The following is a 16,124-nucleotide window of genomic DNA, read 5'->3' on the forward strand; positions in this document are numbered from 1 at the left end:
GGGAGGCGCGGGGAACTGCGGGGACGGCGGGGAGACAGGGGATCCGCGACCGTCTGGGTGGCTGTGAGCAGCATGGCGCTGTGCGCGGTGTTCGCCGTGGTGATCGTGCTGGGGCAGGCCGTGATGGCTCGTCACAGGGCGGGTGCGGCGGCGGATCTGGCGGCTCTCGCCGCCTCGGCGCGGAGCGTGTACGGAGAGGGGGAGGCGTGCGGCGCGGCCCGTCGGGTCGCGGTGGCGCAGGGGGCCCGGCTGGTGCGGTGCGCGGTACGGGCGGCGGTCGCGGATGTGTCGGCCGAGGCCCGCGCGGGACCGTTCGCCCCGCGCATCCGCTCCCGGGCGGGACCGGCGGATGCGCCCCTGAACCCGACCGGGGTGCCGCCGCCCCGAAATCAGCCGCCGCCGTCCCCGCGGGCCGACGCCTCGGCCTCCGTCCCGGACCCGTTCTCCGCCCCGGTCCCCGCCGCACCCCGCAGCAGTTCCGTCAGCAGTCGGACGGCGCCTCGTTTGTGGAGTGGTTCGTTGCCGTTGCCGCATTTGGGGGACTGGATGCAGGAGGGGCAGCCGGCGTCGCACTCACAAGAGGCGATGGCCTGGCGGGTGGCGGTGAGCCACTCGGCCGCGGTGTGGAAGGCGCGTTCCGCGAAGCCCGCGCCGCCCGGGTGGCCGTCGTAGACAAAGACCGTGGGCAGCAGCGTGTCGGGGTGCAGCGGGACCGAGACCCCGCCGATGTCCCAGCGGTCGCAGGTGGCGAAGAGCGGAAGGATGCCGATGGAGGCGTGTTCGGCGGCGTGCAGGGCGCCGCCCAGTTGTTCCGGATTGACCCGGGCCGCGTCGAGCTGGTCCTCGGTCATCGTCCACCACACGGCGCGGGTGCGCAGCGTACGGGGCGGCAGGTCGAGTTTTGTCTCGCCGAGCACCTCGCCCGTGATCAGCTTGCGGCGCAGGAAGGAGACGACCTGGTTGGTGACCTCGACGGAGCCGAAGCACAGGCGCGCGTCGCCCCACGGCACCTCGATGTCGGTCTCCAGGATGGAGATGGCGGTGGTGTCGCGGGCGGTCGTGGACCAGGGCGGCGTGGACTCCTCGACCAGGGCGACGCTGTCCTCCAGGTCCAGGTGCTGCACGACGTACGTACGGCCCTGATGCAGGTGGACCGCGCCCTCGTGGACGGTGGAGTGCGCGGCGGCCTCGTCCACCGTGCCCAGCAGCCGGCCGGTGGCGGCCTCCACGACCTGGACGGGGGAGCCGCCCTGGCCGCGGATGTCGGTGAGGTCGGCGGCGCGTTCGCGGCGGGTCCAGTACCAGGACTTCCCGCGGCGGCGCAGCAGCCGGCGGCGTTCCAGGCCCGCGAGCACATCGGGGGCCTCCGGGCCGAAGAGGGCCACATCCTCTTCACCGAGCGGGATCTCCGCCGCGGCGGCGCACAGGTGGGGCCAGAGGACGTACGGATTGTCGGGGTCGAGGACGGTCGACTCGACCGGCTGGGAGAAGAGGGCTTCGGGGTGGTGAACGAGATAGGTGTCCAGGGGGTCGTCGCGGGCGACGAGCACGGCGAGCGCGCCCTGGCCGGCCCGGCCCGCGCGGCCGGCCTGCTGCCACAGGGACGCGCGGGTGCCGGGATAGCCCGCGATGAGGACGGCGTCCAGGCCGGAGACGTCGATACCCAGTTCGAGCGCCGTGGTGGCGGCGAGCCCGAGGAGGTCGCCGGTGTGCAGGGCACGCTCCAGCGCGCGGCGCTCCTCGGGGAGATAGCCGCCCCGGTAGGCGGCGACGCGGCCGGGCAGCGATCTGTCGACCTCCGCGAGGCGTTCCTGCGCGATCAGGGCGATCAGCTCGGCGCCGCGCCGGGAGCGTACGAAGGCGACGCTGCGGACGCCCTGTACGGCGAGGTCGGTGAGCAGGTCGGCCGTCTCGGCGGTGGCGGTGCGGCGTACGGGAGCGCCCTGCTCGCCGTGCAGGTCCGTCAGCGGCGGCTCCCAGAGGGCGAAGACGACCTCCCCGCGCGGCGAGGTGTCCTCGGTGATCTGCACGACCGGCCGGCCGATGAGCCGCGCGGCGGAGTCGGCGGGCTCGGCGGAGGTGGCGGAGGCCAGCAGGAAGACCGGTTCGGAGCCGTAGCGCGCGCAGACCCGGCGCAGCCGGCGTATCACCTGCGCGACATGGGACCCGAAGACGCCGCGGTAGGTGTGGCACTCGTCGATGACCACGTAGCGCAGCGCGCGCAGGAAGGAGGACCAGCGGGGGTGGGCCGGGAGGATGCCCCGGTGCAGCATGTCGGGGTTGGTGAGGACGTAATTGCCGTACTGACGCACCCATTCGCGTTCTTCGACCGGCGTGTCGCCGTCGTACACGGCCGGGCGGATCGCCGTGCCCAGCGGGGCGGCCAGATCGCGCACGGCGCGCCGCTGGTCGGCGGCGAGCGCCTTGGTGGGAGCGAGGTACAGCGCGGTCGTCCCCCGCCCGTTGGGCGCCTCGGAGCCGTCCAGCAGCCCCGACAGCACGGGGGCGAGGTACGCCAGCGATTTTCCGGAGGCGGTGCCGGTGGCCACGATGACCGACTCACCGCGCAACGCGTGCTCCGCCACGCGGGCTTGGTGCTCCCAGGGGCGCTCGATGCCCGTGGTACGGATGGCGTCGATCACTTCCGTACGGATAGTTGCGGGCCAGTCGGCATGGCTGCCGATCCGCGGGGGCAAGTGCTCCGTATGGGTGATGCGCGTAGCGCGGATCTCTCCCCTGGCGAGACGGTCGAGGACCATGCCCGGGGAGGGTCGCGCACCCGCATCCGGCGGCGGTTGATTGGAGGCCATCGGCACCGAGTGTGTCACCGGAGTGACGGACAATGCTCTTAAGGCGTCGTGCGCGCCTGCTGGTAAGTGATTGAATGCCATCGCGGCTGCCGATCCATGGGGGGCGACCGCTCGATAGCAAGGTGCTGGAGGATCCGTGGACCTGTCCCTGTCGACCCGTACCGTTGGCGACCGTACGGTCGTCGACGTCGGTGGCGAGATTGATGTATATACCGCGCCCAAGCTGCGGGAGCAGCTGGTCGAGCTCGTGAACGACGGCAGCTACCACCTCGTGGTGGACATGGAGCGCGTCGACTTCCTCGACTCCACCGGGCTCGGCGTGCTGGTGGGTGGCCTGAAGCGGGTGCGTGCCCATGAGGGCTCGCTGCGCCTGGTCTGCAACCAGGAGCGCATTCTTAAGATCTTCCGTATTACCGGACTGACGAAGGTGTTCCCGATTCACACCTCGGTCGACGAGGCAGTCGCGGCAACCGACTGACGGCTGTCCGGTGCCCCGTGCCATGTGCACGGGGGCAGGAAGCAGTGGGGGGTACCGGACAACGCGTCCGGCCCCCTGCGTAGCACGCCCGCATATCGAGGGGGATGGCAATGGCCACCGTCGAACTTCGTTTCAGCGCCCTGCCCGAGCATGTACGGACCGCGCGTCTGGTCGCGGCCGCCGTGGCGCGACGGGCCGGGGTGGACGAGGCGGTGCTCGACGAGGTCCGCCTCGCCGTCGGTGAGGCGTGCAGCCGCGCGGTGGGTCTGCACCGCAGCAACGACGTCACCGAGCCCATCACGGTCATGCTGATCGAGGATGAGAAGAAGTTCTCCATCGAGGTCGGTGACGAGGTGCCGGGGACGCCTGTCGGTTCCGTGCCGGGCGTCCAGGGCGCCGGCGGCGAGCCGGACGGCGCGGAGTCCGTGGTCGACGAGGCCGAGGACGAGATGGGCCTCGCGGTGATCAGCGGCCTGGTCGACGATGTCGAGGTGTCCTCCACCGAGACCGGTGGCGTCATCCGCATGAGCTGGCCGACGGTCCCGGACCCGGTACTGCCGTAAGTAAGTGAAGTAAGTCCGGGGAGGGGCGGTCCCGTCCTGCTGGAACCCGCCACGGCCCGATGACTCCGGGCCAGACTCCGGGCCGATCAAGCGCCCTCAGAGCTTGCCCTCAGAGCTTTCCCTCACAGTGCGCCCTCGCAGCGTGCCTGCACAGCGCCTCCGACGGCCGCACCCCGCCCGGGGTGCCCTCGGACCGCACGCAGCGCTGCCAGCAGCCTTCAGTGGCCGCCAGCGGCCCTCCGCGTCCACTGACCGGCCCCCGCTCCTACCGGTGCCGTACGGCGGTCCATGCCGTCCGCATGCGTGGAAGCGCCGCGCGCAGCTGTACCGGCGGACCTACGCCTGCGCCTACATGTTCGTACGCGTACGCACACGCGAGCCGTTCCGTCGGCGCCGGGCGCCGGAGCGGAGGCCGCGGCTCCGCGGCGCGCCCCGTACGGCCTGCGCGTAAAGGATCTCGGGCGGCCGCTCTGAGCAGCGGCGTTCAATAGGACAGCGAGATCATCCGGATGCGGTCAGCGAATTTGCTGCATTCCGTCTTTCGGGCTAATTCTCGCAGCGATCACCTATTGATCTTCGCGGCTGCAGGCGAATTCCCTTTGACGCGTACTGTTTTGATCTAGTGCAGCTCCCTACAATCCGTCCACATCTTTGCTCAGGACGCCTGAGCGTGCATTCGCGCGCCCATGTGCCAAACGTCAAGGAGGACGAATGGCGGGGCCTTACACCCCTCTGATGCTCGACACCCCCACATACCTGGCCGAGCCATCGCTGACGAGCGGCAACCGCGGCATGGTGCTGGTGATCGCCCTCGTGGCACTGGCGGCGCTCGCCGTCGCGGCCGTACTGGTGCGGCAAGTGCTCGCGGCCGGCGAGGGCACCGACAGTATGAAGAAGATCGCCGCTGCCGTGCAGGAAGGCGCCAATGCCTATCTCGCACGGCAGTTGCGCACCCTCGGCGTATTCGCCGTCGTGGTGTTCTTCCTGCTCATGCTGCTGCCCGCCGACAACTGGACGCAGCGCATCGGGCGCAGCGCCTTCTTCTTGATCGGCGCGGGATTCTCCGCGGCCACCGGCTATATCGGCATGTGGCTCGCGGTGCGCAGCAATGTGCGCGTCGCCGCGGCCGCCCGCGAAGCCACTCCGGCCGAAGGCGATACGGCTCCCCGTGATCTGACGGCCGTTTCGCACAAGGCGATGAAGATCGCCTTCCGTACGGGCGGGGTCGTCGGCATGTTCACGGTGGGCCTCGGCCTGCTGGGCGCCTCCTGCGTCGTCCTCGTGTACGCGGTGGACGCCCCGAAGGTGCTGGAAGGCTTCGGTCTGGGCGCCGCGCTGATCGCCATGTTCATGCGAGTCGGCGGCGGCATCTTCACCAAGGCCGCCGACGTCGGCGCCGACCTGGTCGGCAAGGTCGAGCAGGGCATCCCCGAGGACGACCCGCGCAACGCCGCGACCATCGCGGACAACGTGGGCGACAACGTCGGCGACTGCGCCGGTATGGCCGCCGACCTGTTCGAGTCCTACGCGGTCACCCTGGTCGCCGCGCTGATCCTCGGCATGGCCGCCTTCGGCGACGCCGGCCTGGCCTTCCCGCTGCTCGTCCCGGCCATCGGCGTCGTCACGGCGATGATCGGCATCTTCGTCGTCGCGCCCCGGCGTTCCGACCGCAGCGGCATGACCGCCATCAACCGCGGCTTCTTCATCTCCGCCGCGATCTCGCTCGTACTGGTGGCCATCGCGGCCTTCACGTACCTGCCGTCCACCTACGCGGGCCTGGCCGGTGTCACCGACGACGCGATCACCGGCCGGGCGGGCGACCCGCGCGTGCTGGCCCTGGTCGCGGTCGCCATCGGCATCGTGCTCGCCGCGCTCATCCAGCAGCTGACCGGCTACTTCACCGAGACCAACCGGCGCCCCGTACGGGACATCGGCAAGACCTCGCTGACCGGTCCGGCGACCGTCGTGCTGTCGGGCATCTCCATCGGCCTGGAGTCGGCGGTCTACTCGGCCGTGCTGATCGGGCTGGCCGTGTACGGCGCGTTCCTGCTGGGCGGTACGTCCATCATGCTGGCGCTGTTCGCGGTCGCGCTGGCCGGTACGGGCCTGCTGACCACCGTCGGCGTCATCGTCGCCATGGACACCTTCGGGCCGGTCTCCGACAACGCGCAGGGCATCGCCGAGATGTCCGGTGACGTCACGGGCGACGGCGCGCAGGTGCTCACCGACCTGGACGCGGTGGGCAACACCACCAAGGCCATCACGAAGGGCATCGCGATCGCCACGGCGGTGCTCGCGGCGGCCGCGCTGTTCGGTTCGTACCGGGACGCGATCGCCAAGGCCGTGGGGGAGGTGGGCGACGCCGCCACGGGCATGGGGCTGAGCCTGGACATCTCGCAGCCCAACAACCTCGTCGGGCTGGTTCTGGGCGCCGCGGTCGTCTTCCTCTTCTCGGGGCTGGCGATCAACGCGGTGTCCCGGTCGGCCGGTTCGGTGGTCTTCGAGGTGCGCCGGCAGTTCCGGGAGAAGCCCGGGATCATGGACTACACCGAGAAGCCCGAGTACGGGCGGGTCGTCGACATCTGCACCAAGGACGCGCTCCGCGAGCTGACGACCCCCGGCCTGCTGGCGGTGCTCACCCCGATCGCGATCGGCTTCTCGCTCGGTGTCGGCGCGCTCGGCTCGTTCCTGGCGGGCGCCATCGGTACCGGCACCCTGATGGCGGTGTTCCTCGCCAACTCCGGCGGTGCCTGGGACAACGCCAAGAAGCTGGTCGAGGACGGCCACCACGGCGGCAAGGGCAGCGAGGCGCACGCGGCGACCGTCATCGGTGACACCGTGGGCGACCCGTTCAAGGACACCGCGGGCCCGGCGATCAACCCGCTGCTGAAGGTGATGAACCTGGTGGCGCTGCTGATCGCGCCGGCCGTGGTGAAGTTCAGCTACGGCAACGACGCTAACACCGGCCTGCGGATCGGGGTCGCGGTCCTCGCGCTGCTCATCATCGTGGGCGCGGTGTACCTCTCCAAGCGCCGCGGCATCGCCGTGGGTGACGAAGACAACTCGGGGAAGGTCGCTCAGACGGCCGACCCGGCGGTCGCCTCCTAGCGGGCGACCGGCACAGCCGCTCAACGGGCGGGTGCGCGAGGTGTTTTGTACGCCTCGGGCACCCGCCCGTCGGCGTGTCGGGAACGAGAGGTATCGGTCACCGTCTCTTGGTGCAAATGGCTTCAATGCGGGTCGTACGGGATGCTCGTCTCATGGTCAAAGCCCTCTGGGCGTGTATGTTCCGGGGCCGAGAGCCATGGAAGGGACCAATCCGGTGAACAAGAAGCTTGTGGCTGCACTGTCCGGCGGTGCGGCACTGGTACTCGCGCTGAGCGGCTGCAGCGACGACAGCAACAAGAAGCTCGACGACTGGGCCAAGCGTTTCTGCGACCCGGCGCAGGCTCAGTTCAAGCAGATCCAGGACGCCAACGCGTCGATGCAGACCGCTGATGACGGCAGTACCGACTCCAAGAAGGTCCAGCAGACCGATTCCCAGGCGTTCCAGAAGATCTCGGACGCGTACGGCTCGCTGGCGCAGTCCCTGAAGAAGGCCGGCGCCCCGCCGGTCGACGGCGGCCCGGCGGACCAGAAGAACGCCGTCAAGGAGCTGAACGGGCTCTCCTCGGGCTACGCGGACCTCAAGAAGCAGGTCGACGGGCTGGACACGAAGGACAAGCAGAAGTTTGCCGACGGGCTGCGCTCGCTCTCGGACGGCATCAACAAGCTCAACAAGAAGAGCGAGGCCGCCTTCAAGAAGCTGGAGTCCGGCGACGTCGGCAAGGCGATGGCGGGTCAGAAGGGCTGCCAGACACAGAAGGCGACGGGCTCGCCCAAGAAGAGTTCCTGACCGACGCCGCGCCTACGGGCGCCGTTCGTACGGACGCCGTTCCTGCGCACGCCGCGCCTACGGAGCCGGCGGTCCGGTCCGGTACGGACACATCCGTACCGGACCGGCCGGGCGCCTCCGTCGTGGCGGTGGTTCGCTGTCAGCGGTTGGCCTGACAATGGGAGCGTGAGTACGCACCTCCCCATCGCAGACGACCGAGACCCCGAGTCCGCCGCACGCACCTCCCGGCTGCGGGAGGCGCTGCTGGCCGCCGGCTTCACCGCCGACGGCCTGCTGGAGCTGCTCGGCGCCACCGCCTACGCCGCGCTGGCCCGCAGCGAGACCGTGCCGGCCCTGCGCGCCACGAGAGGCGAGAGCCCGCAGGCGACGCTGGTGCGGCTCTTCCTGCTCCAGCAGCCGGTGCCGGCCGCCCGCGCGGGCGCAGCGCTGCCCCTGGACGACTGCCTGGCCGACGGCTGGCTCGTGCGGGACGGCGACGAGGTGCGCGCGACCGTGGACGTACGGCCGTACGGCGGCCCCGAGGGCCAGGACTGGTGGATCGTCTCCGACCTGGGCTGCGCGGTCGGCGGCGCGGGCGGCATCGGCCGCGGCCCGGCCGGTGTGGACCGCTCCGAGCTGGTGCTCGGCGTGGGCGGTGCGTCCACGACCCTCGCCGGGCTCACGCTGCGCCCCGAGGGCGGCGCCCCGGCCGACGGCCCGCACTTCGACTCCGTGCTCGACATCGGTACGGGCTCCGGCATTCAGGCGCTGCACGCCGCGCAGTACGCCACCCAGGTCACCGCCACGGACCTGAACGCGAGGGCGCTGCGCATCGCAGCGCTCACCCTCGCGCTCTCCGGTGCGCAGCCCGCCGACCTCCGGGAGGGCTCGCTGTTCGAGCCGGTCGGCGAGGAGACGTACGACCTGATCGTCTCGAATCCCCCCTTCGTGATCTCCCCGGGCGCGCGGCTGACGTACCGGGACGGCGGCATGGGCGGCGACGACCTGTGCCGCACTCTGGTGCAGCAGGCCGCCGGCCATCTGAACGACGGCGGGTACTGCCAGCTGCTGGCCAACTGGCAGCACGTCGAGGGCGAGGACTGGCGCGACCGGCTGCGCGCGTGGGTGCCGAGCGGCTGCGACGCCTGGATCGTGCAGCGCGAGGTGCAGGACATCACGCAGTACGCCGAGCTCTGGCTGCGGGACGCCGGCGACCACCGGGCGGGCCCGGAGGAGTACGCGGCGCGGTACGAAGCCTGGCTGGACGAGTTCGAGGCGCGCAAGACGAAGGCGGTCGGCTTCGGGTGGATCACGCTGCGCAAGTCCGGCGCCGAGAACCCCTCGATCACGATCGAGGAGTGGCCGCATCCGGTGGAGCAGCCGCTCGGCCCCGCGGTGCTCCGTCACTTCGAGCGCCAGGACTATCTGCGGGCCACGGACGACGCGGCGCTGCTGGCCGGGCGGTTCAAGCTGGCCCCCGAGGTCGTGCAGGAGCAGGTCGGGCTGCCGGGCGCGGAGGACCCGGAGCACGTGGTGCTCCGTCAGAACCGCGGTATGCGACGGGCGACGAAGGTCGACACGGTCGGCGCGGGCTTCGCCGGGGTCTGTGACGGCTCGCTGCCGGCCGGTCGCATCCTGGACGCGATCGCCCAACTGGTCGGCGAGGACCCGGTGATGCTGCGGGACCGCACCCCGGAGGCGATCCGGATGCTGGTCGAGCAGGGCTTCCTGGAGCCGGTCGACGGTCCGGTGGCGGCCACGGGCCCCGGGGAGGGCTGACGGCGGAGGCGGGCTCACGGGGGACGGCGGCTCACGGGGACGCCGGGCTCACGGCGGTGCGTACCGGGAAACGGTGCGCACCGCGGATTGTGAAGCCCGTACGGGGGAGTTGCCGCGCGCGTTCACCCGCTGTTCGCCCGCGGGCCGTACGGGAGTGCCAGGGTGCCCGCATGGAAAGTGGACCCGCGGTGTTCTCCGGTGCCGCCTTCGCGCTCTTCGGCAGCGGGCTGCTGCTGTGGTTGGTGGCGCGCGTCAGCTTCCGCGCGCCGGTCGCCCACGGCGTGAGCCGCCCGCTCGCGGTGACCATGACCGCGCTCTTCGGCACGCTGTTCCTGGTAGCCGGCTGCTGGCTGCTGTCCACCGCGTGAGCGCCGGTACCCGGCCCAGGCCCGGCGTACGTGCCGGCGGACCCCGCCCGTGCGGCGGTCAGCCCACCACGTTCCGTACGACGCCCCAGACGATCGCGGTCGCCAGGACCGCGGCCAGGGCGCGCGGCGTCGGCCGGGGACGGTAGCGGCGGCCCCGCAGCCCTTCGTAGAGCAGCCGCCCGCCCACGTACGCCGCGAGCGGCACTCCTAGAAGGAGCAGCGCCGCGTTGTCGTGGAAGGCCGCGGGCAGATCGCCGTGCAGCAGGTCATAGACCATGCGGGTCCCGCCGCACACCGGACAGAGCAGGCCGGTCATGGCGTTGAAAGGGCAGCGCGGCAGCAGCTGACCCGGCTGGTGCGGGTCGGTCTGCCACAGATAGGCGCAGGCCGCCGCCGTGAGACCGGTCACCGCCACGGCACCCAGCAGCGTCGCCCGCCGCACCCGTGGCCCGTCGTCCGGCGCGCCCGGTGCGGCGTCCCCCGACGCGCCCGGGATCGGCGGCGCCGGCGGCGCCTTTACCGCACCGGCGGGGACGTCCCGCTCGCTCGTCATGCCCTGTGCCCCCCGAAGCCGTCCGTGTGTGACCCGCCACCCATCCTGTCAGCCGTCCGCGCGCCGGTACCGGGCCCCTGGGCGGCGCCGCCCAGGGGCCGTGCGCGGCCCCGGAAAGGCCCGGGAGAAAAGCGGGCGGAACACGGAAACGGAATACCTTCCGTACCCCTTCCGTGCCAGCTCCGGACCGTCTGCCGGAGCCGGATCCGGAGTATCCCCTTCCGTGGCGCGCGGCACCGTCGGCCGCCCCTTCGAAGCCCCTTCCGCGACGCCCCTCCGACGCATGATCACACCGAGTGGCGGGGCCCGTGGCGCGCGGTCCGGGCGGCATGAAGGGCCGGACTCGGGTTACCGTTCGAGTGGCGTTGTGGGCTTTTTCCGTTTGACACGGGGGCGGGATGTACCGTCACACTCCGCAGCGTCACCGCAGAGTCGCCCTCGGGAATCCCCTTCCGAGGTACCCCCCAGCGCCGACCGGAGAGAAGAGCGAAGTTGTCCCCGACCAGCGACACCGCACAAGGCGGCGGCCGCCGACTCGTCATCGTCGAGTCGCCTGCCAAGGCGAAGACGATCAAGGGCTACCTCGGCCCTGGTTACGTCGTCGAAGCGAGCGTCGGGCACATCCGTGACCTTCCGAACGGCGCCGCCGAGGTTCCGGCGAAGTACAAGGGCGAGCCCTGGGCCCGCCTCGGTGTGAACGTCGACGCCGATTTCCAGCCGATCTATGTCGTGAACAGCGACAAGAAGGACCAGGTCAAAAAGCTCAAGGAGCTGCTGGCCGAGTCCGACGAACTCTTCCTCGCCACCGATGAGGACCGCGAGGGCGAGGCCATCGCCTGGCACCTGCAGGAGATCCTCAAGCCCAAGGTCCCCGTCCACCGCATGGTCTTCCACGAGATCACCAAGGACGCCATCCGGGACGCCGTGGCGAACCCGCGGGAGCTGAACAAGAAGCTCGTCGACGCCCAGGAGACCCGCCGCATCCTCGACCGCCTCTACGGCTACGAGGTCTCGCCGGTCCTGTGGAAGAAGGTCATGCCGCGGCTGTCGGCCGGCCGCGTCCAGTCGGTGGCCACCCGCCTCGTCGTCGAGCGGGAGCGCGAGCGCATCGCCTTCCGCTCCGCCGAGTACTGGGACCTGACCGGCACGTTCGCCACCGGCCGCGAGGGCGACGCGACCGACCCGGGCACCTTCGGGGCCCGCCTGACGACCGTCGACGGCCGCCGCGTGGCCCAGGGCCGCGACTTCGGCTCCGACGGCCGGCTCAAGTCCGACCAGGTCCTGCACCTGGACGAGGCGAACGCCCGTGCGCTGGCCGCGGCGCTGGAGGACACGCAGTTCGCCGTCCGCTCGGTCGAGTCCAAGCCGTACCGCCGCTCCCCGTACGCCCCCTTCCGTACGACGACGCTGCAGCAGGAGGCCAGCCGCAAGCTGGGCTTCGGTGCGAAGTCGACCATGCAGGTGGCCCAGAAGCTGTACGAGAACGGCTTCATCACCTACATGCGTACGGACTCCACGACGCTCTCCGACACCGCCATCGCGGCGGCCCGGGCGCAGGTCACGCAGCTCTACGGCGCCGACTACCTCCCGGAGAAGCCGCGCAGCTACGCCGGCAAGGTCAAGAACGCGCAGGAGGCGCACGAGGCGATCCGCCCCTCCGGCGACCGCTTCCGCACCCCTGCCGAGACCGGCCTGACCGGCGACCAGTTCCGGCTGTACGAGCTGATCTGGAAGCGGACCGTCGCGTCGCAGATGAAGGACGCCACCGGGAACAGCGTCACCGTCAAGCTCGGCGGCACGGCGAGCGACGGCCGGGACGCCGAGTTCAGCGCGTCCGGCAAGACCATCACCTTCCACGGCTTCCTGAAGGCGTACGTCGAGGGCGCTGACGACCCGAACGCCGAGCTGGACGACCGCGAGCGCCGGCTGCCGCAGGTCGCCGAGGGCGACGGGCTGACCGCCCGGGAGATGTCCGTCGACGGCCACGCCACCAAGCCGCCGGCCCGCTACACCGAAGCGACGCTGGTCAAGGAGCTGGAGGAGCGGGAGATCGGCCGCCCGTCGACGTACGCGTCGATCATCGGCACGATCCTGGACCGCGGCTACGTCTTCAAGAAGGGCACGGCCCTGGTGCCGTCCTTCCTGTCCTTCGCCGTGGTCAACCTCCTGGAGAAGCACTTCGGGCGGCTCGTCGACTACGACTTCACCGCCAAGATGGAGGACGACCTCGACCGCATCGCACGCGGCGAGGCCCAGTCCGTGCCGTGGCTGCGCCGCTTCTACTTCGGTGAGGGCGACGCCACGGGCGCCGCCTCCGAGGCGGGCAACGGCGACGGCGACCACCTCGGCGGCCTGAAGGAGCTGGTCACGGACCTGGGCGCGATCGACGCCCGGGAGATCTCCTCCTTCCCGGTCGGCGACGGCATCATGCTGCGCGTGGGCCGCTACGGCCCGTACGTGGAGCGCGGCGAGAAGGACTCCGAGAACCACCAGCGCGCCGACGTGCCGGACGACCTGGCGCCCGACGAGCTGACCGTGGAGTACGCCGAGGAGCTGCTGGCCAAGCCCAGCGGCGACTTCGAGCTGGGCACGGACCCGGAGACCGGCCACCAGATCGTCGCCAAGGACGGCCGGTACGGCCCGTACGTCACCGAGATCCTGCCCGAGGGCACCCCGAAGACCGGCAAGAACGCGGTCAAGCCGCGCACGGCCTCGCTCTTCAAGTCGATGTCCCTGGACACCGTCACGCTGCAGGACGCGCTCAAGCTGATGTCGCTGCCGCGGGTGGTCGGCCAGGACGCCGAGGGCGTGGACATCACCGCGCAGAACGGCCGCTACGGCCCGTACCTGAAGAAGGGCACGGACTCGCGCTCCCTGGAGAGCGAGGAGCAGCTCTTCACCATCACGGTCGACGAGGCGCTGGAGATCTACTCCAAGCCCAAGCAGCGCGGCCGGGCCGCCGCCAAGCCGCCGCTGAAGGAGCTGGGCACGGACCCGGTCAGCGAGAAGCCGGTCGTGGTCAAGGACGGCCGCTTCGGCCCGTACGTGACGGACGGCGAGACGAACGCGACCCTGCGCCGCGACGACGACGTCGAAACGATCACGCCGGAGCGCGGTTACGAGCTCCTTGCGGAGAAGCGCGCCAAGGGCCCGGCCAAGAAGAAGACCGCCGCCAAGAAGACGACGGCGAAGAAGGCCCCGGCGAAGAAGACGGCGGCCAAGAAGACCGCCGCGAAGAAGACGACGGCGAAGAAGACGACCGCCAAGAAGACCGCGGCCAAGAAGACGGCCGCAAAGTCGGCGGCGTCCGACGACTGACTGGGGGCCAGCGCCCGTCAGGGCGCAGCCCCCAGGGGCGCGGGAAGCGTCGATGTGCGGCTCCGCCGCGTGGGCGCGACCAGCCACGACGTGGCCGCAGACGGCTGACGGCAGGGCCGGGCCCGCCCGGAGGCCGATCTTCTGTTCGGGGAGGGACCCGGTGTGTCACCGGGTCCCGCTAGGCTGGCGGAATGACGCGTACCGAGCAGCCAACGGACGTGACCCCCACATCAGGCGCACTCGCCGCGGATTCCCGCGAGCGCGCCGTGCGAGCCCTGTTGCGCTTCCCTCCCCTCAAACGGCTGTGGAGCGCCCAGTTCGTCGGTGGCATCGGTGATGCCCTCGGTGTCCTGGTACTGGTCCTGCTCGCGCTCCAAGCGGCGGTCTTCACCCCCAACGGAGGCGTCGCGGCCTTCGGCGGCGGATACCGGGGCGCGGCCTTCGCGGTCGCCGCCGTCTTCGGTGCCCGGCTGCTGTCGACGCTGCTCTTCGGTGCCGTGCTGCTCGGCCCGCTCTCCGCGCTGACCGCCCCCGAGGGGCCGCTGGACCGCCGCTGGACGATGATCACCGCGGACGGTCTGCGTGCCGCGCTGCTCATCGTCGCCCCCCTGTGGATCGACTGGGTAGGGGGCGACGCGCTCGCCTACGTACTGATCACGGCCTTCGTGGCCGGCGTCGCCGAGCGCTTCTGGACGGTGTGCCGGGAGAGCGCGGCCCCCGCGCTGCTGCCCGCGCCGCCCGCAGAGGGCGCCGCCGTCAGACCGCTTCCGGACAACCACGACGCGCTGCGCCGCCTCTCGCTGCGCACGGGCTTCGTGTCGCTCCCCGTCGCCGCCGCCGGCCTCCTGGTCGTCACGCTGGTCGGAAACGCGCTGGGGGCGGGCATCGACTGGTTCCACACCCACCAGGCGGCGCTCGGCTCGTACGTCGCGGCCGGCCTGTTCGCCGCGTCCGTCTCGATCCTGTACTTCCTCGAATTCCCCGGCTCCCGGACCCCGCGTCCGCGCTCGCCCCTTGAGGGCCTGCGCCGCCCGAAGACCGGCACCGGTCTCGACAAGGGGCGCACGGGCGCGATCCCGCTGCTCGTACTGGCCTGCGCCGCGGTCGCCGCCGCGATCGCCGCGGCCGTCTCCCTGTCCGTGCTGCACGTCCGCGACCTCGGCGGCGGCCCGGTCGGCTTCGCCCTCTTCGTGCTGGCCCTGTCCGGCGGCCCGGTGCTCGGCATCCGCAGCGCCCTCAAGGTGCTGCCCGGCTTCTCCCGGCGCCGGCTGCTCGCCCTCTCCGTGGCCGTCACCGGCCTCGCGCTGCTCGCCATGGGCCTGGTGCCCGACCCGACCACGGTCCTGCTGCTGGCGCTGCTGGCCGGGGTGAGCGCCGGTATCGCGGCCCACACCGGACACGCCCTCCTGGACCAGGAGACCGAGGAGTTCCGCAGCTCCCGTACGACCGCGCACCTGCACGCCGTCGTACGGCTCGCGATCGCGCCCGCCGCGATCGTCGCCCCGCTGCTGGCCGCCGCCATCGGCCCGCACCACCTCGGAAGCGGCTCGTTCGTCTTCGCGCACGGCGGCGCGGCCTTCACGCTGATGCTGGTCGGCGCGCTGCTGCTGCCGGTCGCCGCATGGGTACTGGGCAAGACCGACGACCGGCAGGGCGTCTCGCTCCGCCGCGACCTGCGCGAGGCGCTGCGCGGCGGCGAGCCGGCCCAGGCCCCGGCCGCGACCGGCTTCTTCATCGCCCTGGAGGGCGGCGACGGGGCCGGGAAGTCCACCCAGGTCGAGGCGCTCGCCGACTGGATGCGGGCCAAGGGCCACGAGGTCGTGGTGACCCGTGAGCCGGGCGCCACGGCCATCGGCAAGCGGCTGCGCTCGATCATCCTGGACGTCTCGACCTCCGGGCTGTCGGACCGTGCCGAGGCCCTGATGTTCGCCGCCGACCGCGCCGAGCACGTGGACAGCGTGATCCGGCCCGCCCTGGAGCGCGGCGCCGTCGTCATCACCGACCGGTACATCGACTCCTCGGTGGCGTACCAGGGCGCGGGCCGCAACCTCGCGCCCACCGAGATCGCCCGCATCTCCCGCTGGGCCACCGACGGCCTCGTACCGCACCTCACGGTCCTGCTGGACGTCGCCCCCGAGACGGCGCGCGAGCGCTTCACCGAGGCGCCGGACCGGCTGGAGTCCGAGCCCGCGGAGTTCCACGAGCGGGTGCGCAACGGCTTCCTGACGCTGGCCGCCGCCGACCCGGCGCGTTACCTGGTCGTCGACGCGGGGCTGGAGCCGGAGGCCGTCACCACGGTCGTACGGCACCGCCTGGACCAGGTGCTGCCGCTCCTCCTCGGCCTTGCGCGCCGCCTCTTCCTCGGCCTTCCTGCGGGCCTC

At 71.6% G+C, this 16,124-nt stretch carries 10 protein-coding genes and 1 pseudogene; 9 read left to right on the forward strand and 2 right to left on the reverse strand.

The genetic code is table 11. The features are described from left to right. Positions 1-15 precede the first annotated feature (15 nt). A pseudogene (locus CCS38_RS35275) lies at positions 16-285 on the forward strand (Rv3654c family TadE-like protein); the annotation flags it as partial. Between the two features lie 104 nt (positions 286-389). On the opposite strand, the gene sftH reads toward CCS38_RS35275, so the two are convergent. Next, entirely contained in the window at positions 390-2,891 is a 2,502-nt protein-coding gene (gene sftH, locus CCS38_RS08220) for a DEAD/DEAH box helicase (protein ID WP_223732532.1), read from the reverse strand. A gap of 55 nt (positions 2,892-2,946) precedes the next feature. Between sftH and bldG the strand changes: the two genes are divergently transcribed. The 6 genes from bldG to CCS38_RS08250 all read left to right on the forward strand — a co-directional run bounded on the left by bldG (position 2,947) and on the right by CCS38_RS08250 (position 9,872). Further along, the gene (bldG, locus tag CCS38_RS08225) at positions 2,947-3,288 is read left to right on the forward strand and encodes an anti-sigma factor antagonist BldG (protein WP_030260174.1); all 342 of its coding nucleotides are present in this window, start codon (positions 2,947-2,949) and stop codon (positions 3,286-3,288) included. Positions 3,289-3,398: 110 nt separating this feature from the next. After that, complete coding sequence (locus tag CCS38_RS08230; protein WP_223732533.1) at positions 3,399-3,851, forward strand: ATP-binding protein; 453 nt, start codon at positions 3,399-3,401, stop codon at positions 3,849-3,851. A 711-nt stretch (positions 3,852-4,562) separates the two neighbouring features. After that, positions 4,563-6,959 carry a sodium-translocating pyrophosphatase gene (locus CCS38_RS08235; RefSeq protein ID WP_223732534.1) on the forward strand — a complete coding sequence of 799 codons (2,397 nt, stop codon included), beginning with the start codon at positions 4,563-4,565 and terminating at the stop codon, positions 6,957-6,959. 214 nt (positions 6,960-7,173) lie between these two features. Further along, complete coding sequence (locus CCS38_RS08240; protein WP_223732535.1) at positions 7,174-7,746, forward strand: small secreted protein; 573 nt, start codon at positions 7,174-7,176, stop codon at positions 7,744-7,746. A gap of 165 nt (positions 7,747-7,911) precedes the next feature. After that, complete coding sequence (locus CCS38_RS08245) at positions 7,912-9,504, forward strand: DUF7059 domain-containing protein (protein WP_223732536.1); 1,593 nt, start codon at positions 7,912-7,914, stop codon at positions 9,502-9,504. 170 nt (positions 9,505-9,674) lie between these two features. After that, complete coding sequence (locus CCS38_RS08250; protein ID WP_223732537.1) at positions 9,675-9,872, forward strand: hypothetical protein; 198 nt, start codon at positions 9,675-9,677, stop codon at positions 9,870-9,872. A 58-nt stretch (positions 9,873-9,930) separates the two neighbouring features. Here the strand turns inward: CCS38_RS08250 and CCS38_RS08255 are convergent, their stop codons facing one another. Continuing rightward, positions 9,931-10,425, reverse strand: coding sequence for a DUF2752 domain-containing protein (locus tag CCS38_RS08255; RefSeq protein WP_223732538.1), 495 nt, complete (start codon positions 10,423-10,425; stop codon positions 9,931-9,933). Positions 10,426-10,917: 492 nt separating this feature from the next. Between CCS38_RS08255 and topA the strand changes: the two genes are divergently transcribed. Further along, on the forward strand, positions 10,918-13,743 hold the full coding sequence (topA, locus tag CCS38_RS08260; RefSeq protein ID WP_223732539.1) for a type I DNA topoisomerase: 2,826 nt from the start codon (positions 10,918-10,920) through the stop codon (positions 13,741-13,743). 191 nt (positions 13,744-13,934) lie between these two features. After that, positions 13,935-16,124: dTMP kinase (gene tmk, locus CCS38_RS08265; RefSeq protein ID WP_223732540.1), on the forward strand; the 2,190-nt coding region annotated here is incomplete at its 3' end.

It is taken from the genome of Streptomyces purpurogeneiscleroticus, from assembly GCF_020024005.1.
GTDB classification, from domain to species: domain Bacteria; phylum Actinomycetota; class Actinomycetes; order Streptomycetales; family Streptomycetaceae; genus Streptomyces; species Streptomyces purpurogeneiscleroticus.